At 44.3% G+C, this 22,565-nt stretch carries 19 protein-coding genes; 6 read left to right on the forward strand and 13 right to left on the reverse strand.

The window, feature by feature from the left end; translation table 11 throughout:
- Window position 1: 1 nt before the first annotated feature.
- The 7 genes from HFM85_RS11420 to HFM85_RS11450 all read right to left on the reverse strand — a co-directional run bounded on the left by HFM85_RS11420 (window position 2) and on the right by HFM85_RS11450 (window position 8,820).
- On the reverse strand, window positions 2–874 hold the full coding sequence (locus HFM85_RS11420; protein ID WP_173738245.1) for a transporter substrate-binding domain-containing protein: 873 nt from the start codon (window positions 872–874) through the stop codon (window positions 2–4).
- Between the two features lie 228 nt (window positions 875–1,102).
- Window positions 1,103–2,299, reverse strand: coding sequence for a PucR family transcriptional regulator (locus tag HFM85_RS11425; RefSeq protein ID WP_173738246.1), 1,197 nt, complete (start codon window positions 2,297–2,299; stop codon window positions 1,103–1,105).
- A 162-nt stretch (window positions 2,300–2,461) separates the two neighbouring features.
- Window positions 2,462–3,724 carry an MFS transporter gene (locus HFM85_RS11430; RefSeq protein WP_173738247.1) on the reverse strand — a complete coding sequence of 421 codons (1,263 nt, stop codon included), beginning with the start codon at window positions 3,722–3,724 and terminating at the stop codon, window positions 2,462–2,464.
- Window positions 3,725–3,971: 247 nt separating this feature from the next.
- A complete protein-coding gene (locus tag HFM85_RS11435; RefSeq protein WP_173738248.1) occupies window positions 3,972–5,966 on the reverse strand; it encodes a hybrid sensor histidine kinase/response regulator in 1,995 nt (664 codons plus the stop codon).
- A gap of 30 nt (window positions 5,967–5,996) precedes the next feature.
- On the reverse strand, window positions 5,997–7,112 hold the full coding sequence (locus tag HFM85_RS11440; RefSeq protein WP_173738249.1) for a GGDEF domain-containing protein: 1,116 nt from the start codon (window positions 7,110–7,112) through the stop codon (window positions 5,997–5,999).
- Window positions 7,113–7,284: 172 nt separating this feature from the next.
- The gene (locus HFM85_RS11445) at window positions 7,285–7,752 is read right to left on the reverse strand and encodes a DUF2284 domain-containing protein (protein WP_173738250.1); all 468 of its coding nucleotides are present in this window, start codon (window positions 7,750–7,752) and stop codon (window positions 7,285–7,287) included.
- 195 nt (window positions 7,753–7,947) lie between these two features.
- On the reverse strand, window positions 7,948–8,820 hold the full coding sequence (locus tag HFM85_RS11450) for a LysR family transcriptional regulator (protein WP_119238761.1): 873 nt from the start codon (window positions 8,818–8,820) through the stop codon (window positions 7,948–7,950).
- Between the two features lie 234 nt (window positions 8,821–9,054).
- Here HFM85_RS11450 and HFM85_RS11455 point away from each other — a divergent pair, with 234 nt between their 5' ends.
- From HFM85_RS11455 to sdaAA, 3 genes are read left to right on the forward strand one after another with little or no spacing between them, the layout of a single operon-like run.
- Window positions 9,055–10,275: a dicarboxylate/amino acid:cation symporter gene (locus HFM85_RS11455; protein WP_173738251.1), complete on the forward strand. Its 1,221-nt coding sequence runs from the start codon at window positions 9,055–9,057 to the stop codon at window positions 10,273–10,275.
- Window positions 10,276–10,280: 5 nt separating this feature from the next.
- On the forward strand, window positions 10,281–10,949 hold the full coding sequence (gene sdaAB, locus HFM85_RS11460) for an L-serine ammonia-lyase, iron-sulfur-dependent subunit beta (protein ID WP_173738252.1): 669 nt from the start codon (window positions 10,281–10,283) through the stop codon (window positions 10,947–10,949).
- 20 nt (window positions 10,950–10,969) lie between these two features.
- Window positions 10,970–11,839 carry an L-serine ammonia-lyase, iron-sulfur-dependent, subunit alpha gene (gene sdaAA / locus HFM85_RS11465; protein ID WP_173738253.1) on the forward strand — a complete coding sequence of 290 codons (870 nt, stop codon included), beginning with the start codon at window positions 10,970–10,972 and terminating at the stop codon, window positions 11,837–11,839.
- Between the two features lie 264 nt (window positions 11,840–12,103).
- Here the strand turns inward: sdaAA and HFM85_RS11470 are convergent, their stop codons facing one another.
- From HFM85_RS11470 to HFM85_RS11485, 4 genes are all read right to left on the reverse strand, one after another.
- Window positions 12,104–12,268, reverse strand: a complete 165-nt coding sequence (locus HFM85_RS11470) for a hypothetical protein (protein WP_173738254.1) — start codon at window positions 12,266–12,268, stop codon at window positions 12,104–12,106.
- 185 nt (window positions 12,269–12,453) lie between these two features.
- Complete coding sequence (locus HFM85_RS11475) at window positions 12,454–12,813, reverse strand: P-II family nitrogen regulator (RefSeq protein WP_119238757.1); 360 nt, start codon at window positions 12,811–12,813, stop codon at window positions 12,454–12,456.
- A 54-nt stretch (window positions 12,814–12,867) separates the two neighbouring features.
- Window positions 12,868–14,106 (reverse strand): ammonium transporter, encoded by a 1,239-nt coding sequence (locus tag HFM85_RS11480; protein ID WP_173738255.1) that lies wholly within the window; start codon window positions 14,104–14,106, stop codon window positions 12,868–12,870.
- Between the two features lie 219 nt (window positions 14,107–14,325).
- Window positions 14,326–15,051, reverse strand: coding sequence for a TraX family protein (locus tag HFM85_RS11485; RefSeq protein ID WP_243251499.1), 726 nt, complete (start codon window positions 15,049–15,051; stop codon window positions 14,326–14,328).
- 239 nt (window positions 15,052–15,290) lie between these two features.
- Here HFM85_RS11485 and nudC point away from each other — a divergent pair, with 239 nt between their 5' ends.
- Window positions 15,291–16,127, forward strand: coding sequence for an NAD(+) diphosphatase (nudC, locus tag HFM85_RS11490; RefSeq protein ID WP_173738256.1), 837 nt, complete (start codon window positions 15,291–15,293; stop codon window positions 16,125–16,127).
- 114 nt (window positions 16,128–16,241) lie between these two features.
- On the opposite strand, the gene glgP is transcribed toward nudC, so the two are convergent.
- The gene (glgP, locus tag HFM85_RS11495; protein WP_173738257.1) at window positions 16,242–18,509 is read right to left on the reverse strand and encodes a glycogen/starch/alpha-glucan family phosphorylase; all 2,268 of its coding nucleotides are present in this window, start codon (window positions 18,507–18,509) and stop codon (window positions 16,242–16,244) included.
- Window positions 18,510–18,726: 217 nt separating this feature from the next.
- On the reverse strand, window positions 18,727–19,644 hold the full coding sequence (locus tag HFM85_RS11500) for an AraC family transcriptional regulator (RefSeq protein ID WP_119238753.1): 918 nt from the start codon (window positions 19,642–19,644) through the stop codon (window positions 18,727–18,729).
- 275 nt (window positions 19,645–19,919) lie between these two features.
- On the opposite strand from HFM85_RS11500, the gene HFM85_RS11505 reads away from it, so the two are divergent.
- Together HFM85_RS11505 and HFM85_RS11510 are read left to right on the forward strand one after the other, a co-directional pair.
- Window positions 19,920–21,134 carry an iron-containing alcohol dehydrogenase gene (locus tag HFM85_RS11505; RefSeq protein WP_173738258.1) on the forward strand — a complete coding sequence of 405 codons (1,215 nt, stop codon included), beginning with the start codon at window positions 19,920–19,922 and terminating at the stop codon, window positions 21,132–21,134.
- A gap of 41 nt (window positions 21,135–21,175) precedes the next feature.
- Window positions 21,176–22,555, forward strand: a complete 1,380-nt coding sequence (locus HFM85_RS11510) for an aldehyde dehydrogenase (protein WP_173738259.1) — start codon at window positions 21,176–21,178, stop codon at window positions 22,553–22,555.
- Window positions 22,556–22,565 lie beyond the last annotated feature (10 nt).

A 22,565-nucleotide genomic window follows, 5' to 3' on the forward strand; every position in this document is an offset into this window, starting at 1 on the left:
ATTAGTTTGCTGCCGGCTGCTGTGTCAGGACGGTATCCATAAGCTCATCCATTTTTTCCTTGTCATCCCAGCCAATATCATCCATGGCACCCTGCAGCTTATCTCTCAGCTCTGTATCATCTTTTCTTGTTGCGATGCAGACATTGACCATTTCATCATCATTTTTAAAGGTGTCCTTCTCATCCAGGTTGATGATCTTCAGATCCTTGTTTGTCAGTGCTGCTGATTCTGCTGTAGGAACATCTACAACGCAGACATCTGCAACTCCGTTGGAGATTGCCATAAAGCACTCTGATGTTGTCTCATAGTTTCCGGACTGCTCTGCACCGTCGATCTGATCCAGAAGCGGTACCCATCCGGTTCCAAGCTGTGTGGTAACCTTGCAGCCTGTTCCTGCAAGATCGGAAAGACCTTTGACATCGTCATATTTGCCTCCTGCCTTTACCACGATACAGTTATCTCTGTAATAATATGGTTCTGTAAATGCATATGATTTTTCTCTTTCTGCCGTTTTTCCCATGCCTGCGATGATACAGTCATAATCGCCGGCATCCATGGAGATTCCGATGGAGGACCATTCAACCTTGTGGATCTCCAGCTTCATTCCAAGCTGATCTGCAAGCTTCTGAGCTACTGCCACATCGTAGCCATATGCGTAATAATCACTGCCGTAAATAGGTTCTGCCTTGCTTCCGTCCGGGGTTGTATCTGTATCCTGGGTCCAGTTGAACGGTGCATATGCACATTCCATGCCAACCCTTAACACATCCTTATCTGATTTGTCTGCTGCCCATGTGGAAGCTGCTGTAGATGCTAACATTGCTACGGAAATAATACCTGTGATCACCATTTTGCCTAAAAGATTTTTTTTCATATTTGTTTCCTCCTCTTCTACATAGCTGGCACAAAACATATTTAGCTGGTCAACCTGAACGTTTTCGCCTGTAAACAAAAAGGGCGCTGAAAGAAATTCTTCATTTCCTTCAACGCCTTTGTTGTTTGATAGACTTCATTATACTCAGGAGAAGCTTTTCGTCAACTTTTATTTTGCACAAATTAACTGTTCATTTTGCACAGTCCTGTAAATATATGAACCTGTTCTTCAGGAAAACATCAGCTGCTTGATCAGGATACAGTTTATCATATCCAGATATTCCATATAGTCATCCAGCTCAAAATCTATCAGCTCCTGGATCTTATTCAGCCGGTACTGCAGGGAATTTCTGTGAATAAAAAGCTCCTTCGCCGTTTTTCCGATGCTGAACCCGTTCATGTAATAGGCAAGCAGGGTATCTAGGAGAAACGTTCCGTTGGCATGATCATATTCCTCCAGCTTTCCCAGCCGTTCATTGCAGTAATTCAGGATCTCATCATGGTTGTCATTGTTGAACAGATACTGATAAATTCCCATGGCTGTTGCACTTAAAACTTTCTTGTGCTTGGGATTTGGAAGTATGTCTTTTTTGGGGATCAGACGCTTTGCCTCCTGATAGCTGGTGCCGAAGTCTGCCGGATTGGTGTAGATGCCGCCCAGGATACAGGTGCTTCGGATTGTTCCGTGAAACTGCGGACTGGCATCGATCTTCTGCAGAACCTTCTCCAGCTCATGTTCAATGCTTTTGTCTTTTTTTGCCTCAAAAAGAAGGACAAATTTGTTGAGAAACCGGAGGAACATGGGATTTCCCTCCATTGCCATGACTTCCTGGTTCAGATAATTGGCATAATACTCGTAGATATGCTCATCCTGCTCCAGATTGATGCCGTATTTCCGGTCAGCCACAATGATCCCTACTCTGCAGGGTGTTGTAAAGTTGATCCCGAACTGCTGGGAGATTTTTTCGATATAACGGTCATTAACATCATAGCCAAACAGAAGATTATAAAGATAATCTCCCATCCGCCTGTTCTGCATTTCATATTCCAGGATGATCTTTCCCACACTCTGGGCAATATCCACAAAAGAAGCTCCCTTCCACCGGATGTAAAACAGCGGAAGCTTCAATTCATTAGCTTTGTCGATCATCTCCTTCGGAACGGGTTCTTTGTCATCGGTGATAGAAATCCCAAAGCCTGAGATTCCAAGCCCATATAGTTCTTCCATGGCTTTCCCTGCTTCTTCCAGGTCAAACCGGACATAGTCTACCACACACAGGGCAAAATTTCCCTGGTTCATATGCTCCTCAAAAGGCCGGGTCTGCACCATATAGGTCCATGTGACAGGTCTTGCGAGACCTTTTTCCCCGGCGATCAGCTCCACTCCGTCCAGCTGCAGCTCCAGTATATCCTGACAGGTGATCATATGCATCAACTCCTTATTTTTGCAGTATTTCACACACTCTCTTCCATAAACAGGCAACAACAATATCTGATTTTCTCATCCTTCAGTTATCCTATCAGAAATATCTGATTCCGGCAACTCACAATGCTGAAGCTTTCAGCCCCATCCAACTGTGCAAAATATTCAGTTTTCCAGAGACGGCTCACATTTTTCTTTCTCAGATATGTCCGTCTGTTTTCTTTCCTGCACAAGATTCCGTCCAAGCAAAGTCAGGCATACAAATGCGATCACTGCAAAAACAGCTCCTATTCCAAATACCACGTTCATCTCATAGCCATTGCTGCTCACCAGACCAGAAATCGCCGGTGCACCAAAGGTTGCAAATACGATGCCGAACATGACGAATCCGTAATTTTCCCCGGTGTGTTTCATTCCGAAAATAGAGCTTGTCAGAGACGGAAAGCTTCTCATGATGCCGCCGTAGCAGCCGTACATCAGCACAACAGCAACCGTTACTGCCAGGGATCTTGATACAGCAAGAACTCCCATAGCGATCACTGCCACGATCAGCACGCCTTTGATGCAGACAATCCTGCCTGCTTTATCTGCAAGTGTCGGAAGCACCAGTCTTGCTCCCGCATTAACAATGGAGCCAAGCATAACTGCACTTACTGCCACTGCAGACGGAATCCCAAGGTCGATCTGGTAGGTCTGGGATACCGGTGAAACCATAAAATAAGAAATCAGTCCAAAGAACATGGTCGCAAGAAGAAGATAAAAATTTCTTGTACGCATCATCTCTCCGGATGTATACTGCTTCACATCCTGTGTCCCGGACTTTGCCGCAGAGCCACCTGCGTTCACCAGACTCTTATCGGGTGCCTGAAAAAAGATGCCGCACAGGATCCAGGAAACTGCGATGGCTGCCCCAATGATCAGAAAGGTTTTCTGCACGCCCTCTGCCTCCAGCAGCTTTCGACTCAGCGGCGCCAGGAAAAATCCGCAAAGTCCGTTGGCAGTTACCACAACACCGGAAGCAAATCCGGTACGGTCCGGGAACCATCTCTGCACTGTTGCCAGGATCACCGTGTAGATCATTCCCTGTCCAAATCCCTGCATCACGCCATAGGACAGATACATAGGAAGCGGTGTGGGAACGATCAGAAATGCGGATGCCAGGATTCCTGCCGCAAAGATCCCGCCTCCGATCCATACAATCGTCTTTTCCTTAAAGCGGTTCTGCATCCTTCCGCCTACGATATTTCCGAATACAAAGGTGCTCAGTGCCAGATAAAAGCACATGGATGCCTGTCCCTGGCTCCAGCCTGCCTGCTCCATCACATAGGGCTGGTAAATAGACCATACATGAGGATATCCAGTGAAAAAGATTGCAAAAGCCCCGAAAATCATAGTAAGCAAACGCTGTCTCTTCAACTTTCCAGTCATAATAACCTCCTTCGAACAGCAAAATCGCGTGCATTTTGTTATACATGCGTGCTTATTGCGTGTTTATCTTGTTTTGTGTATAATATCACACGCATTTTAATTATGCAATGTTATTTTTCTTTTTTCCTTTTTTTCGCATTTTTATCTAATTCGCAGTATATTTCTTTGTATATTATTTACAATTTTCGCCTTTAGAGTGCAAAAAAGCACGCGTGTATATACGCGTGCTTTTTATTCAAAAGTTTTTTCAGTTCAGAAGTTCTGCCATAGTTTCCAGAAGCCGGGATATCTCAATCGGTTTCGCAACGTGACCGTTCATTCCTGCCGCAAATGCAGCTTTACGGTCTTCCTCAAAAGCATTGGCTGTCATGGCCACAATGGGAATCTCTGCCCTCCTGTCTTCAAGTCTGCGGATTACCTTCGTTGCCTCATATCCATCCATATGTGGCATCTGGATATCCATAAGGATCATATCATAATAATCTGCCTGATTTCTCTTCAGCATATCTATGACAATATCTCCATCACCGGCAAGCTCTGCCTCTATGCCGTAATCTTTCAGAATGGTCAGAATGATCTCTGCATTCAGTGCATTGTCTTCTGCCACCAGGATTCTTTTTCCTTTCAGCTCTTCTGCACAGGTAACTTCTGTATTTTGCATTTTTTCTTCTTCCTGTTCCTTAATTTGGGCTACAGGATGTGAAAGAACAACTGTAAATCTTGTTCCTTTGCCTTCTTCGCTTTCAACAGAAATCCTTCCATTCATCATTTCCACAAGAGATTTTACAATGGAAAGACCAAGCCCGGTTCCGATGACACCGGATTCCGAAGATGTTTTTTCTCTGGAAAAGGGTTCAAAAATATGTTCCAGATATTCCTGTTTCATACCGATGCCTGAATCTCCAATCACTGTTCGAAATGTTGCACAGCCCTCTTTTTCCGGCTCGATCTCTGTAATGGTCATCACAACTTTTCCATATTCCGGAGTATACTTCACTGCATTCCCCAATATGTTTACAAATATCTCTTTCAGTTTCAGGGGGTCACCGATTACATTCTCATGAGTGATCCTCAGATTTTTTTCGAATTTCAGATGTTTTTTCTCCAGGGTGCCTTCTGTGATAATCTTAAGATCTTCATAAAGGCTTCTGATATTGCAGTCAGATTCCTGCAGCGATTCCTTTCCGCTCTCGATTCTCGCTGTCTCCAGAACATTGTTGATGATCTCAAGAAGATAGTTACTGGACTCTTTCAGCTTATAGAGATAATTCTCCGCCAGTTCTCTGTTATCCCAGTGACGTTTCATCAGCTCTGAAAAACCAATAATGGCATTCATAGGTGTTCTGAGATCATGAGACATATTAAAAAGAAAAGCCGTTTTTGCACGGTTTCCCTCTTCTGCCTGTTTCAGTGCATCTTTCAGCATGACCATTCTGGATACATCCAGAAATGTGGTGACAATAGCCCGTTCACCGTCCGGTGTTGTAAAGATCTGGGTTTTTGCCATTGAATGACATTCCTTCTCTGTATCTTTATTGATAATGCATTCATATTCCACATTATCATCTACATTCCGAAGTGCTTTCAGCTTGTCAATAGTGCCGGGATCCGGATAATATACTCCCCTTATGATCGGCCCCAGTTTGGACTGTACTTCTGCAATATCTGTATATCCATAAATCCTCAGTGCCTCTGCATTCATATGTATCAGCCTATGTCCCGGAAAGGTATATGCCATCAGCCCACAGTTCTGCACGTCCAGAAGATCTTTATAGTAATCTCTCTGAAGAAGATGTTCCTTACGCAGCGTATAATTCTGTTCTGCCAGCCGTTTCTCTGCCATCTTTTCTTTTTCCATCCGGACAGTCCGGGAAATATCCTGATGGAATCCTATAATACAGACTCTGTCTTTTTCCGCAAAATCTCTTTTTCCGCTGCAGCGGACATACATTTCGCCACTTATCGGATGAATATAACGGTAAACGATCTCTGTACGCTCCTCTGAAAGTTTATCAGAATATTCCAGGAACATTTCCATATCATCCTGATGAATATGTGCTCTGTGGAACAGAAAACGCTCCTCCGGAGTCATATCTGCTGAAATCCCCATCAGTTCATCTGTAACAGAATCCGCATAAAAACGTGGAGTTACCCCCTCTTTCTCTTCAAATTCGATCTTCCAGAATCCCAGTCTGGACTCTCTCAGAAGCTCCTCCATGTCACATCCGTCTAATAAACTCATTCTCTCCCATACCTTTCTCCCCGCCTGTTATCAGTAAAAACTGCAGCCGTTCCGTCCATGCTCTTTCACATAATAGAGAGCCTTGTCCGCATCTTTGAAAATACTTTCTCCCGGATTCTCTCTGTCTGCAAATGCTGCTCCCACACTCAGGGAAACCGGTGGAAGATCGTCCTCCGGGTTCAGAAGAAGGGCAAAAGAGCTCTTGCCTTCATCATATATCCTGATGATCTTGTCAAAATATCTTCTGTTCAGAAGTTCTGTCAGAGCATCATTCTCAGCTTCATGCCGGATCAGTTTCTGCGTCTCCTGAATATCCCTGTACATGGTGTTATAGGTTTCTGCCAGATTCTGTAATTCCGCTGCACCGATCACAGGAAAAATTTCACCATTCTTAATACTCTGGTTGTAGCTGAGAAGAGGCTTTACTATCAGTTTTCGTATTATTACGCTGATGATCACGATCAAGGCAACCAGAACTGCCATACAGCCTTCCAGTTTCTTCACGATTTCTTTGGAAATACGAATAGATTTTCCCTGAACATTTCTGGTAGTGTCTGCAAGAAGTGATTTACATTCCTGACATTTGTTGGTAATCCGTTCTTTGGCAGCCTGATAACTGTTGTTACTTACAAGCAGCTGGGCTGTACACATCTTACCGGTAGCAGAAAGATCGCTTTCTGGATATGACAGTTTGATATCCTGAATTTCCTGCGGCCATGCCTTCCTGGAAAGTCCGGTGTTTTCCACTACCAGACGCATAGCCTTATATTCAATGTTCATTAATTCTTCAGAGTTCTTATACGCCGCCTGGATCACATAATACATTTCTGTTTCGCCAAATTCTTTTTTTATGGACTCCAGGGAAGCTTCTCTTTTTTTACCGGTTTCCTTCTCTTTAAAATAATTATCCATGTACTGCTTCTCACCTGTCATGGTATACAGCCGTACCTGCTCCGTCAGATAATCAGACCCCTCCTGCATCTGTTTGGTCGCATCCTCGCAGGTAATATACTGTTCTGTCGCTGTCTTGATGGTATTGAATTCCCCCCAGCTCCACACAGCAATTCCCAGAAATATAAATGTGAGAAAAAAAGCAATCACCGTGCTCCAGGTGCTTACTTTTTCAATCCGGATCTTTTTCTTCATTTTTCCGATCCACCCCCGGACTTTTATCGTTACTGTTTATTTCACAGCCAGCATTTTTATGCGTTATGCACGTACATATAACACAAATTTTACTCTAATTTGTTTATTATGTCCAGTTCTTTAGTGAAAAAAGTGAACAGTAACCACCGTAGTACTTTACTCAGAAAATCTGTTATTCATGGAAAAGGATCTGGGAAAAATATCGGATCTTTCCGTCATCTGTCCAACATAGCATGTTTACCGCATCTGCCATTTTCTGGGCATTTACGCAATAGGCAGACATACAGGAATTATGTTTGTACGGACCTGCACTCATGATAAGAATGTCTGTTTTTCCTGCTTCTTTCATTTTTTCTGAAAGCTTTTCGGTAAGTTTGTTGTGAAAAAGCTTCGCCTTCTTATAATCCATAAGGCTGTCCTGGGTGGTCTGAAGCACCAGTGTTTTTTCATATTTAAGGGCACGTGCCTTCATCTCTTCCACAGTTCCGCTCTCCGGCGGACATGCAGGGTTCTTGTCATAATTACCGCAGGCATTCTCCTCACAGAAAACACGGTACTCCGGCATAAAAACCAGATTATCTGTATCCATTACTGCTGCATCGGAAAAGCCCAGTACCTTCGCTTCTTCTGTAAAATCCATGTTGATCACTCCTCTGATTTTTTATACCATCTATAGTGCCACATTTTTATCTGCTTTACAAGATACAGCACTGGAATTTCTGTGACCTTCGCTCACCAAAAACACCTCGCGGAATATTGCCAGTGAACAATAACTTACTGTTCACTCCCCATGTCATATACCTCACCCGTAAAACCGTACAGAAAATGCGGCAGATCACTCTGCCGCAAGTCTGATAAATTCTTCCATCTCTCTTGTCTTAAACTTATTCTTATGGTAAAAGATCTGCCGGTACATGGATATCTCCACATCTTCCACATGAAGAAGAGCGATACGTCCTTTCCTGATATCCCGCTCCACAGCCAGATAGGGAAGGAAGGAAAGTCCGTGATTTTTTTCCAGCATACGGATGATAAAGGCAGTGTCGCTGATCTCCAGCACCGGTGACAGGGCCTGCTTCTTAAGTGCCAGCTGCTGATCCAGGGCCTGCCGGTAATTGGCATTCCTCTCTGTGAGAAAAAAAGGCTCCTCCAGGATATCGTTAAGTTTCAGAGTTTTTCCTGCAAAGTCCGAATCTGCAGATGCCACGAACACCACGGGTTCTGCCTTCTCCATTACTTTGATCCAGTTCTGATCCCATCTCGGAGTGTCCAGTATGTAAATAAGATCCAGTCCATTATGCTCCATCATCCTGATCAGCTGCTCTGGCGTATCAATCGTTACCTGGAGACTAACTTTCGGATGAAGTCTTCGATATTTGGTAAGAACAGAGGGAAGCTTGGCTGTACACAGTGACTCGATGGTTCCGATATGCAGCGGGTTCTTCAATTCCGTATCGTCGTTCATTGATTTTCGCGCTCTGTTTATGTCATATAAGATCCGGTTGGCATGATCCAGGAATTCTTTTCCTGAAGAAGTAAGCACAACACGCTTGCCGGTTCTGTCAAAAAGACGGGTTTCCAGTTCATTTTCAAGAAGACGGATCTGGACAGTGATGGCTGACTGAGAGTATCCGAGGACTTCTGCTGCCCTGGAAAAGCTCTGAAGCTGTGCTACATGTACGAATGTCTCTAGCTGACGGATTTCCATGATTTTTCACCTTTTTTCTATGAAATTATTTCAACATGATAATGAAATCTATGAATTTGCCTTATTATTATATCAATGTTACAATATAATCACGAAGACGTCAATCGTATTTTTGTGCAACTTTACTAATTCTCGCTGTCCGTGTGACAGCGACACACAATGTTACTATTCACTGGCAATATCCTGCATTAAATAGTAACTGCATACTTTCATACTCAGGAGGAAAGAATCCAAATGGAAAAGAAAAAAATTAAGATCGGGCTTGTGCCGAAGCTGATCATTGCCATTATCGTAGGTATCCTATTCGGCCAGTTTCTTCCAGAAGGCTTCTGTCGCTTTGTTGTAACCCTTTCCGGATTTTTCAGCACATTTTTGAAATTCGTGATCCCTCTGATGATCCTTGCCTATGTAACTATGGGTATTGCAGATCTTTCACAGGGTGCTGGTAAGCTCCTTCTGATCACAGTGGCTCTGGCCTATGGTTCCACTCTGATCGCAGGATCTGCTTCTTACCTGGTATCATCCAATCTGTTCCCTCACTTTATGAGTGAAGGTGCACTGGATCAGATCGCAGCTACTGCCGACTCATCCCTGACACCGTTTTTCTCTATTACACTGGAGCCTGTCATGGATACTCTTTCTGCTGTTGCCCTTGCCTTTGTTATGGGGCTCTGTCTCTCTTCCATGCGTGGAAAAGAAATGGGAAACAGCCTTTATAACGGAATGAGCGACTTTTCCAAGATCATTGACAAAGTTCTTCATACGATCATCATTCCGCTGCTTCCGCTTTATATCTGCGGAACATTTACAGATATGACGATCTCCGGAAAAACCTTCGCGATCTTAAGCATCCTCTGGAAGGTATTCCTTGTTGTTATCATCATGCACCTGATCTGCATTACCATCCAGTTCCTGGTCGCAGGTACAGTAAGCAAGAAAAATCCTTTCACTTTGATCAAAAATCAGATTCCGGGATACACCACTGCTCTGGGAACACAGTCTTCCGCAGCTACCATCCCGGTCAACCTAGAATGTGCAAAGAATGACGGCGTGTGCGAGCAGATCCGCAACTTCGTAGTACCGCTCTGTGCAAACATCCATATGGCAGGTTCCATGATCACCATCACAGCCTGCGCAACTGCTGTTTGTCTTATGAACCAGCTGCCGATCAGTCTTGGTACTGTTGTTCCATTTATCATGACTCTTGGTGTTGCCATGGTTGCTTCCCCGGGTGCTCCTGGCGGTTCCATCATGACTGCTCTTCCATTCCTTTACATGGTATTCGGAGCTGAAGCCGGTGATCCGGACGGTGCAATCTGTGCGATCATGGTTGCCCTTTATATCACACAGGATTCCTTTGGAACAGCCTGCAATGTATCCGGTGACAATGCTATCGGCGTGATCGTTGACACTATTTATAAGAAATTTATTGCAAAAACACCACAGGAGATTTAAGTAAAATGTCTTTTATCAGTGTATTTGACGTTATGGGTCCGAACATGATCGGCCCTTCCAGTTCTCATACCGCAGGAGCTGCCCGGATCGCTTTCCTTGCTCAGAAAATGATCATGCCGCCCCTGAAAAAAGTGGAGTTCACCCTCTACGGATCTTTTGCCAGAACGTACAAGGGACACGGCACTGACCGTGCCCTTCTTGGAGGGATCATGGGCTTTTCTACTGATGATATGCGCATCCGGAATTCTTTTGACATTGCAAGAGACAGAGGTATCGACTTTTCCTTTACTCCTAATGAATCAGAAACGGATGTACATCCTAACACTGTGGATATCCATATGGTCAATGACCAGAGACAGGAAATGACTGTCCGCGGTGAATCGCTGGGTGGCGGCAAGGTCCGCATTGTTGAGATCAACCACGTAAAAGTGGATTTCACAGGCGAATACAGCGCGATCATCGTGATCCATCAGGATACCCCCGGTGTTGTGGCCTACATCACCAGATGCTTAAGTGAACGTAACATTAACATTGCTTTCATGCGTCTTTTCCGAGAATCCAAGGGAACTACAGCGTATACGATCGTAGAATCCGATGGTCATCTCCCTGAAGATATCGTAGAAAGCATTCACCGGAATGCCAACATCCATGATGTCATGGTTGTTCAGATGTAGGAAAAAGGAGGATGTGTTTTATGGATTTCAAAAATGCAAAGGAACTCCTTGCTCTCTGCCGGGAAAAAAATCTTCCGATTTCCGAAGTAATGCGCCAGCGTGAGATCCTGCTTGGTGAAACCACTGCTGAAATCGTGAACCAGCGCATGAACCGTGTTCTGGAGATCATGAAGGACGCTGCTTTTTCCCCCATCAAAGATCCGGTGATATCTATGGGGGGACTGATCGGCGGTGAAGCCCGAAGGCTCTGCGAATTTCATGACCAGGGAAAAAGTCTGTGCGGAAATGTCCTTGGAAAAGGTATCACCTACGCTATGGCAACTCTGGAGACTAACGCTTCCATGGGACTTATCGTTGCCTCTCCTACTGCCGGCAGTGCCGGGATCGTTCCAGGACTGATGCTTGCTCTTCAGGAGGTCTACGGCTTTTCCGATGAAAAAATCCGCCAGGCTCTTTTTAATGCAGGTGCCATCGGCTATCTTGCTATGCGCAATGCCACTGTGGCCGGTGCTGTCGGCGGATGCCAGGCTGAGGTTGGAATTGCTTCTGCCATGGCTGCTTCCGCTGCTGTAGAGCTTCTTGGCGGTACGCCCTTACAATGCACTTACGCTGCTTCCACAGTTCTTATGAACATGCTCGGACTTGTATGTGATCCCGTAGGAGGCCTGGTGGAATATCCGTGCCAGAACCGTAACGCAGCCGGTATTTCCAATGCCCTGATCGCAGCGGAAATGTCACTGGCAGGTATCACTCAGTTTATCCCTCTGGATGAGATGATCGATACCATGTACGCCGTGGGAAAAAAGCTTCCTGCAGAGCTTCGTGAGACTGCTCTTGGCGGCTGTGCAGCCACACCATCTGCCTGTGAGAAATGTCATCTTTGCAGCTGATGAGCAGAGTATAACCCATAATAAACAGGGCCCCGACTGAAATGACTCAAACAACAAAACGGAGAATTCCTGAACTTCTTTTTTAGGGAATTCTCCGTTTTCTTTTTTATAACAGGCATTCTGATCTCACATTCGCTGTTTATTCAGATTTTTTCAATTTTATTTCGTAGTTCCAGCATTCTATGATCCAGATTTGCAATTTCTTCTGCATATTTTTTTAATTCCGCTTCAATTTCCGCATTGTCTCTTTTTTTATAATACAACTCATATTCTAACACAGACCAGTAATCCATCGCAATAGTCCGAATCTTTGATGCAGCTGTCAATGGCTGCTGTTTTTTCTGCCGCCAGTTCAGGATGTTCCGGTTCTGCTGAACTGAATTCCTGAGCCTGCTCTTTTCTGATCTTCTTTGATTTCTTTTTTGACATAGTTTTTCCGTATGTTTTAATTTTACTTTCTAACTGATCTATTGTGTACCTTTCTATCTTATATGTAACTGCAGAAGTTTACATCAAATCAAAGTAAGACTATTGTTAATTATCTGCAAAAAATCCTTCTGAAAATCTGAATATCTCAGTTTTTCCAGAAGGATCTTTTTTACATCTTTATTATTTTACAGGAACTCCGACTGCAGTGCATCATATCCGGTCTCACCGGTTCGGATTCGGACAGCATTTCGGATCTCGTAGCTGAATATCTTACCATCGCCCGGATCACCGGTGAATGCTGCTTTCTGAATGGCATCAATAACTTTAATCTCCCAGTCTTCTGATGATACTACGATCTCAAACTTGATCTTCGGTTTCAGAAATACATCGATTTTAGAACCACGGACATATTCTGTATAGCCGCGCTGTGTTCCGCAGCCCATGATCTGGGTTACTGTAAATCCGTTTACCTGGATGTCATTTAACGCTGCTTTGACATCTTCCATTTTTTCTTCTCTTACGATTGCTTCTATTTTAATCAACATACTATAATCTCCTCTTTAACACCATCATTCACATTAACAGGAAATGGACTCTTATCAGTCAAATCCATTGAATGACGGATATGCATTCTCTCCATGCTGGGATGCGTCCAGACCAACCAGTTCTTCCTTCGGATCTACACGAAGCGGTGTAAAAATACGCACGATTCCAATACAGATCAGTGTTCCCACAATGGCAACAGCAATGGTGATCACAATACTTAAAACCTGTGCCAGAAACAGACGGTAATCTCCAAATACAAGGCCGTCCCATTTTGCAGCGGAATTGATCGAAGATTTTCCGAAAAGTCCGGTTGCGATTCCACCCCAGATACCACCTATACCATGACAGCCAAAAGCATCCAGCGCATCGTCGATCTTCAGCTTCTGTTTCAGAAGGATCACTGTAAAATAACAGATCGGGCTTACCAGAATTCCAATGATAAAGGATGCCCATACCGGCACGAATCCAGCTCCCGGTGTAATGGCTACCAGTCCGATAACAAGACCTGTGGATGCACCAACCAGTGTCGGTTTTCCCTCACGGATCACCTCAATCAGCATCCAGGTCAGCAATGCGCAGGCAGAAGAAATGCTACTGGTCATAAAGGCATGTGCTGCAAGTCCGTCTGCCTTCAGTGCACTTCCTGCGTTAAATCCGAACCAGCCAAACCACAGCATGGCTGCACCCAGGAAAACAAATGGAATATTATGGGTGCGGTAGGTTGCTTTTGCGTAGCCACGTCTCTGTTTAAGATAAATGGCCAGTACAAGTGCACTGACGCCGGAGCTGATATGTACTACATTTCCTCCTGCAAAATCCACTGAACCGATAGCTGCCAGAAATCCGCCGTCTCCCCAGACCATATGTGCCATAGGATAATACACGATCACAGACCAGATTGCAACAAAAAGAAACAGTGCTTTAAAACGCATTCTTCCAACAACAGCGCCTGTGATCAGTGCCGGTGTGATCATGGCAAACATCATCTGGAACGCTGCAAATACCAGATGCGGAATGGTATCTGCATAAGGTCCCGGCTCCCAGCCGACACCGTTCATGGCAAACCACCGGAAGTCACCGATAATCCCACCGTGGTTTCCACCAAAGGCAAGTGAATAACCAAACAATGTCCACATCACAACAGACAGACCCATGATCGCAGCACAGGCCATCATAGTATTAACAACATTTTTTCTCCGGACAAGTCCTCCATAGAAAAATGCCAGCCCCGGTGTCATAAAGAACACAAAGGCCGTACAGATCAGCATAAAACCAGTATCTCCTGCATTCATAATCATTCCTCCTCGATTCCCTCATTTATTTCTGCAACGCAAAAAGCGCCTGGAAACTTAATTTCCAGACGCCTTTGTCATGGGAGTTATCATAGCAGATAATTTTTTTGATTTCAAGAGTTTTTCTTTAATTTTCTTATTTTCTTACAGACTTACTATGTTTTACTGATATACTTTTTTATTTTCAGCAATCTGTCTGATACATTTTTTCAGCATCTTTTACAAGATCCACATTTTGATCAAACTTAAGATCAGCAGATGTGCCGGATAGAAAATATAGAAAAACCACTTGGAAAACTTCGGTGCTTTTTCAGATTTTTTTCCATTATAGAAGCAGATAATGATAATTCCTGATACTATGATTCCAATTGCTGAAAGCAATGCATGAAGCAATGCCTGTGCAGCCGGCAAAGTTTCGGCATAAGACGCGTAATTAAACGCAGCAAAAAGCACTGCTCCGATTCCATAAGCCTGAACCATTTTCTTTCTGTTTCCCCATGCTGCATGAAACCAGATTGTAAAAACTGGTGCCAGGATCGCCCAGTCCGAATAAACGGACAGAACCAGCAGAATGAGTGTAAGCGGAATCCTCCACTTACTTGCCATCATCTTATCCTGTATCACCAGGATCATGAAGCAGATAAACAGTGTAAATATCATATTCAGCTGTGAAAAATCAAATGCCATCATATAGGGAACCTGGGAGATTCCTGCAAAGATCAGAAGTCTCTCGCCATATTTTCTCCGGGAATGTGTATAGTAAAAACCTTCCACAAGGAAATAGCACATGGTAATGGCTGTGAAGTAGCCGATATCAACCAGTACTTCCCAGAGTATCGTGTTTTCCGGTAACAATACATTGGCGATATGGTTCAAAAGCATAGTAAAAATTGCCAGATATTTAATGGCATCCCGGGTCAGTCCCGGCTTTTCTGTTGTTGTCATGATCTTCTCCTTCTGTACAGAAAACTTCTCAGACCTTTAACATCTTCTGCACAATATAATACATTTATCTTACACTGATTTTCTGACTCATACAACTTTTTTGTTATTACTGGTCACCAAAAGGACAGTTGCCTTTTTCTTAAGGTAAGCTTATACTGTAGAAAGCGTGCTGTATTTTATATGGCAAAACTTCTCAGCAAACGTTGTAAAACAATAAATTCGGAAAGGAATTATCGATCATGATCCAGGATATCGCACCACATACCTATCACAACGAATACAAGCCTGTGGCCCCGGATAAAGGAAGCCACATCCTCGCCTATGAAGAAGGAAAGATCCTTATGAAAAAAGATGGCGAGACTATGACTCTTCCAAGCTTTGGAGAGCTGGAAGGAAAAGTTGAAAACCTATATGAGAATTATATCTATCTCTTCTCCGTTGACGAAGAGCATTTTTATCTGATCCCGGATCTTGACACCAGTCTCCTTCCTGGTTATCAGTTTGAAATCACAAGAGTTCTCCGCACAGCAGAGCCACAGTATCTGGCTTTCGCAGGAATCACCGGATATCAGCTCTTTCAGTGGTACAGCAAGCGTCGTTTCTGCGGCTGCTGCGGCCAGCCAATGGTACACGATAAGACAGAGCGCAAAATGATCTGTCCTTCCTGCGGAAACGGAGAATATCCGGTACTTTCCCCTGCTGTAATCGTAGGCGTTACCAACGGCGACAAGCTGATCCTCTCCAAATATGAGGGCCGAAATCACACCCGCTACGCCATGATCGCAGGTTTTGCCGAGATTGGCGAGACCATCGAAGAGACCGTTCACCGTGAAGTTATGGAAGAGATCGGCATAAAGGTCAAAAATCTCCGCTACTACAAGAGCCAGCCATGGTCTTTTTCCGGCACTCTCCTGTTCGGCTTCTACTGTGACCTAGACGGCGATGACACCCTCACTGTAGACCACAATGAACTCTCCATGGCCTCCTGGTTCAATCGGGAAGACATCCCGGATGAGGGCGATAATATCAGCCTTACCAAGGAAATGATGATGGCGTTTAAGCACGGAAGGGCCTGAAATAATTCCATAAAAACTTCTCCATTGTAATATTTCTGGACACAAAAAAGCACCGACGTTCTGCTGTAAATTCAACTGAACGTCGGTGTTTCTTTTATTCTGACTGCTATGATATTATTTCTCCGCTGTCAGATGCCAGATATCTCTGTTGTACTCCTCGATAGTTCTGTCTGAAGAAAAGTATCCTGCTTTTGCGATGTTTACAAGCATCTTCTCTGCCCATGCGGTTCTGTCCTCATAATCGCACAGTGCCTGATCTTTCACCTTTGCATAATCCTCGAAGTCAAGAAGAGTCATGAACCAGTCTTTGCTTACGATCTCGTGATGCAGTCTTCTTAAATGCTCCTCACTTCCGATAGCAAGAAGTTCATTTCCAATGATGAAATCTACTGCGTGGCGGATACGCTCGTCTTTGTCGTAGAAATCTTTTGCACAGTAATCTGCTTTCTCATAGTGATTGATAACCTGCTCACTGGACTCACCGAAGATATAGATATTATCCTTACCTACCAGCTGGCTGATCTCCACATTTGCACCATCCATAGTACCAAGTGTCACAGCACCGTTAAGCATAAATTTCATGTTTCCGGTTCCGCTGGCTTCTTTGGATGCAAGAGAAATCTGCTCGGAGATATCGCAGGCCGGAATCAGCTTCTCTGCTGCACTTACATTGTAGTTTTCCACCATAACAACCTTCATATATGGAGAAACTTCCGGATCATTGTTGATAAGTTCCTGTAAGCAGAGGATCAGGTGGATAATGTCCTTTGCGATAACGTATGCAGGAGCTGCTTTTGCGCCGAAAATGAAAGTTACCGGGCGCTGCGGCTTCTCGCCTGCTTTGATCTTCAGATAACGGTCAATAATGTAAAGTGCATTCAGCTGCTGACGTTTGTACTCATGAAGACGTTTGATCTGGATATCATAAACACTGTGAGTATTGATTTCCTCGCCTGTGTTGGCTTTAATAAACTCTGCACATCTCTTCTTTGCATCCTGTTTGATCTTCAGGATATTTGCAAGAACATCCTGGTTTCCTTTGAAGTCAAGCATCTTGTCAAGCTCAAAAGAATCTTTGCGGAAGCCGTCACCGAGCATGGATGTGATGTACTCTGTCAGCGGATGGTTGCAGTGAAGAAGCCATCTGCGGAAGGTGATTCCATTTGTCTTATTATTAAATTTATCCGGATAGATCTCATAGAACTGATGAAGCTCTGTTTCCTTCAGTATATCTGTATGAAGGGATGCAACACCGTTGATGGAAAATCCGTAATGAATGTCCATATGTGCCATGTGAACCAGGTCGTTCTTATCAATGATTGCAAGATTCTCCTGCGGATATTTTGCTTTGATACGCTCGTCCAGTTTGCGGATGATCGGCATCAGATGCGGAACAACCTCCTCAAGATAGGAGATCGGCCATTTCTCAAGTGCCTCTGCAAGGATGGTATGGTTGGTATAAGCGCACACATGAGATACAATCTCACAAGCCTCCTCAAATTCGATTCCGCGCTCTGTAAGAAGACGGATCAGCTCCGGAATTACCATACTCGGATGTGTATCATTGATCTGAATCACTGCGTAATCAGCAAGGTCATGAAGATTGCAGCCTTTTGCTGTTGCCTCATCCAAGATCAGCTGTGCTGCATTGCTTACCATGAAATACTGCTGATAAATACGAAGCTTTCTTCCTGCGTCATCACTGTCATCCGGATACAGGAACAGTGTCAGGTTGTGGAGCAGATCCTTCTTATCAAAGGAGATTCCCTCGCCTACAATGCTCTCATCTGCAATATCAATATCAAAAAGACGAAGCTTGATCGCTTTGTTCTCATATCCTGCTACATCAATATCATACAGTGTGGATTTCAGCATAAATCCCTTAAACGGTACATAGTAGGAAATTCCTGCATCTGTAAGCCAGCTCTCCGGCTCGATCCACGGGTTCGGTGTCTCAAACTGAAGATGATCTTTAAACTCCTGTTTAAAAAGTCCAAGGTGATAATTAAGGCCGATTCCTTCACCCGGAAGACCTAAGGTTGCGATGGAATCCAGGAAGCAGGCTGCCAGTCGGCCAAGTCCACCGTTTCCAAGAGATGGCTCCGGCTCGATCTCCTCGATCATGGAAAGCTCTTTACCGTTCTCTTTAAGATATTTTGAAACTTCATCATAAACACCCAGATTGATCAGGTTGTTGGAGAGCAGTTTACCGATGAGAAACTCTGCGGAAATATAATAAATTTTCTTTTTTCCGTCCTGATAACCGCGACCCTTCAGCTGCTCTTTTGTCCAGGAGAGAAGTCCGTGATAGATTTCCTCGTTTGTACAATCTTTTACATTTTTGTTATATTTGTCTTCAAATACTTTGCTTAATGTTTCCATTTTTTGATCTCCTTTCATGGATCTTGATGGGATGAAATATGTTTTTACAAGGTTGTTTGCTTTGTTTTTGATGATATTAGGATATCACGCATTTCCTTTCAAAAATATAACAATCCTGTCATGATATGCAAGATATTTGTCAGACTGTTTTTCCCTTTTTACTGCAGCTCTGCATAGAAATGTAACCGGGACATGTGCGACTGCTGCGTGAGCTTTCTCATATCTGTCTCATACTCTTCCTGTACTTATGCGGCGAAACTTTATTGGACTGCTGAAATTTCTTGATAAAATAGCTTGTACTATTAAATCCCACCTGCATGGCTATCTCCGTCACAGGTGCATCGGAATGTGTCAGAAGGTACTTCGCCTTCTCCATACGGAAGTCATTGATGTATTCCACCAGGGTTTTTCCCGTATACTGGCGGAAAAGCTTCATAAAATAATACTCACTGTAATTGGAAAGTCCGGAAAGCTCTGAAACGGTAAGATTCTCCTGATAGTGAAGGCTGATATGATCCAGCACTTCCTTTACTGCTGCAAGACTTTTATTCTGTTCTGTACTTACCGGGATAATATAATGCTTTGTCAGCATCTCATAAAAGAAATCAAAGAACAACATTTTCAGCTTCACATAAAAATATGGCTCTTTCTCCGTATGACAGTCATGGATCTCCTGAAAAATTTCCCGAAGCTTCTCATAGCCGGAATCTCCTTCTTCTATATGATGACAGAATTCTGCCTTGTTTTCTATTAATGGTGATACCACACATTCCTGGCAGATATCTCCCGGCTGACCTGCAAGGAATCCCAAGCTGAAAACTACGCTCTTATAATAAAGAGGCTTCTTAAGATCGGTTCTCATACTGTGGAGAACTCCACAGTTCACGATCAGGATGTCCCCTTTTTTCAGACGGATACTTTCCCTGTTCAGTCTGGCAAAACCGCTGCCTTTTTCAATATACATGATCTCCATCTCACTGTGCCAGTGGTCATACAGTGCATGAAAGATCTCGCAGTTTCCCGTATAGGTTTCCACCGGCAGTTCAAAGGAACCGTGAGGACTTAATTCTTTTAGGTTATCATCCACTTCAGATACGTGAAGAGGATTTTTTTCGGATGTGTCTGTTTCTGGCATGATTTCCTCCGTGATCAATATCTGTCCAGCGGATATTCTCATTCCACTGTACTGGCATAATAATCCGTTTATTTCTCTTAGTGTAAAGGATATTTGCAGCCATGACAATATTATATTTTTCCGTTTTCTTTTTTATGACGTTACTGTTACTCCGTTCTCAGCAACACGCCTCGCAATGCACTTCCACAAACAGCAATCTTGACTTTTCCCCTTCCAACTGCTATATATAATATTTAGTATAAAATAATTTGACTTTAAAAGGAATGAAAACTGCTATGAATCCATTGAAAAAAGCTTACTGCCGGATTTTTCAGAACATCTTTAAATTCGCCCTTCCACTGCTTCCTTACCGCAATCCGAAGATCATCGGAAGTGTCAAAGGAATCCCGGAAGTTCTGGAAAAAAGAGATTATAATAATGTACTTATCATCACAGATGCAGGGATCCGAAGCCTTGGCCTTACGGAGCGTCTGGAACAGACGCTGAAGCGAAGTTGCATCTCTTATCATATCTACGACAAAACCGTTGCCAATCCAACAACCGTCAATGTAGACGACGCTCTTCACATGTATCTGGATAATGACTGCCAGGCGATCATTGGTTTTGGCGGCGGTTCCAGTATGGACTGTGCCAAAGCCACAGCAGCCCGCATTGCCAAACCGCATCAGTCTCTTGCTCAGATGAAGGGAATCCTGAAAATCCACAAAAAGCTTCCTCTTCTCATCGCTATTCCTACAACTGCCGGAACCGGAAGTGAAACAACACTTGCAGCCGTGATCACAGATGCACAGACCCGGCACAAATATGCCATCAACGATTTTCCGCTGATCCCACGCTACGCAGTCCTTGATCCAAAGGTTACCTTAAGCCTTCCACCGTTTATCACAGCTACAACCGGAATGGATGCCCTGACCCATGCAGTGGAAGCGTACATCGGCAACTCCACCACGCCAGGCACAAGAAAAAATGCCCTGGATGCTGTCAGACTGATCTTCGAAAACCTAGATACCGCCTACACAGACGGCAATAATATTGAAGCAAGACGAAATATGCTCCGCGCTTCCTATTTCGCAGGCTGCGCCTTCACCAAATCTTACGTTGGATATGTCCACGCAATTGCACATTCCCTTGGTGGAAAATATAATGTTCCACACGGACTTGCCAATGCAGTGATCCTGCCTATGGTGCTGGAAACATACGGAGATTCCATCACTCACAAGCTCCGCAACCTGGCTGTAACTGCAGGTCTCTGCGACAAACATGAGGATGATAAAACTGCTGCACAGATGTTTATTGATGCTGTAAAAGATATGAAAAAACGCTTCGGTATCGGTGATCACATCCCTGAGATCCAGGAAACAGATATCCCGGAACTTGCTCATTATGCAGACAAAGAAGCCAATCCGCTGTACCCGGTTCCTGTGCTGATGGATGCCGGTGAACTTGAGACATTATATTATCGCCTGATGCCGCCAGTCAGTAATTCCTGAGTATCAACTCACACAACATTTTCAGAAAGGAGCTTCAATCCATGGAAAAAGAACAGATCACCCGGCTTTTAGATAAACAACGCCAGTACTTCTACTCCGGCGCAACTTTAAATCTTGATTTTCGTATCAGCGCCCTGAAACGTCTTCGTGCCTCCATCCGAAAACACGAGCATCAGATTCACGCTGCTCTGAAAAAAGATCTTGGAAAAAGCAATTTCGAGAGCTACATGTGCGAAACCGGTCTCGTGCTTTCTGAGATCACACATATGCTGAAAAACATCCGCTCCTATGCAAAAGAACAGACCGTTCCCACTCCTCTGGCACAGTTCCACTCCCGCAGTTTCCGCAAACCATCCCCATATGGCGTGGTCCTTATCATGAGTCCATGGAACTATCCGTTCCTTCTCACAATCGAGCCTCTGGTCGATGCCATTGCAGCCGGAAACACTGCCATTCTGAAACCAAGTGCTTACTCACCGGCTACAAGCGAAGTGATCCGCCTTCTGATCCACGAATGCTTTGATGAAAAATATGTTGCTACTGTCACAGGCGGACGCGCGGAAAACACCCATCTTCTCAGCCTGCATTTTGATTACATCTTCTTTACAGGAAGCCAGGCTGTAGGAAAAGATGTTATGCGAAAGGCTTCTGAATACCTTACCCCAGTTACTCTGGAGCTCGGCGGAAAAAGCCCCTGCATCGTGGATAAAACCGCTAATCTCCGCCTTGCAGCAAAACGTATCGTATTCGGCAAGTTCCTGAACTGCGGACAGACCTGCGTAGCACCGGACTATATCTACTGTGATCCGGAGATCAAAGATGCCCTGGTTGCAGAACTCCGCAGACAGATTACTCGTCAATATGGAAAAGAACCGCTCAAAAACCGGGACTATGGAAAGATCATCAATGAAAAGCATTTCGACCGTATCAACAGCCTCATTGACCCGTCCAAAACAGTGTGCGGCGGCAGCTCCGACCGTAAAACCCTCCAGATCGAACCAACGATCCTGGATAATGTAACCTTCGATGATCCGGTCATGCAGCAGGAGATCTTCGGCCCGGTACTCCCTGTCCTCACCTACGACTCTCTAGGAAGTGCTGTCACCAGGATCAACTCCATGCCCCATCCCCTGGCTCTCTACATCTTCACCAGCGACGAAAAAAACGCCCGGGAAGTAACTTCCCGGTGCGGTTTCGGCGGCGGCTGCATCAATGATGTTCTCATTCATCTCGCAACCAGCAATATGGGCTTCGGTGGCTTCGGAGAAAGTGGCATGGGTTCCTACCACGGAATCGACGGTTTCCGGACTTTCTCCCATTACAAGAGTATTGTAGATAAGAAAACATGGATTGATCTGCCTATGCGGTATCAGAAATATCGGAAGATCTATGAAACAATGGTTAGAATGTTTATGCGGTAACTATGTTCTT

Source organism: Blautia schinkii (assembly GCF_013304825.1).
GTDB lineage: Bacteria > Bacillota > Clostridia > Lachnospirales > Lachnospiraceae > Blautia_A > Blautia_A schinkii_B.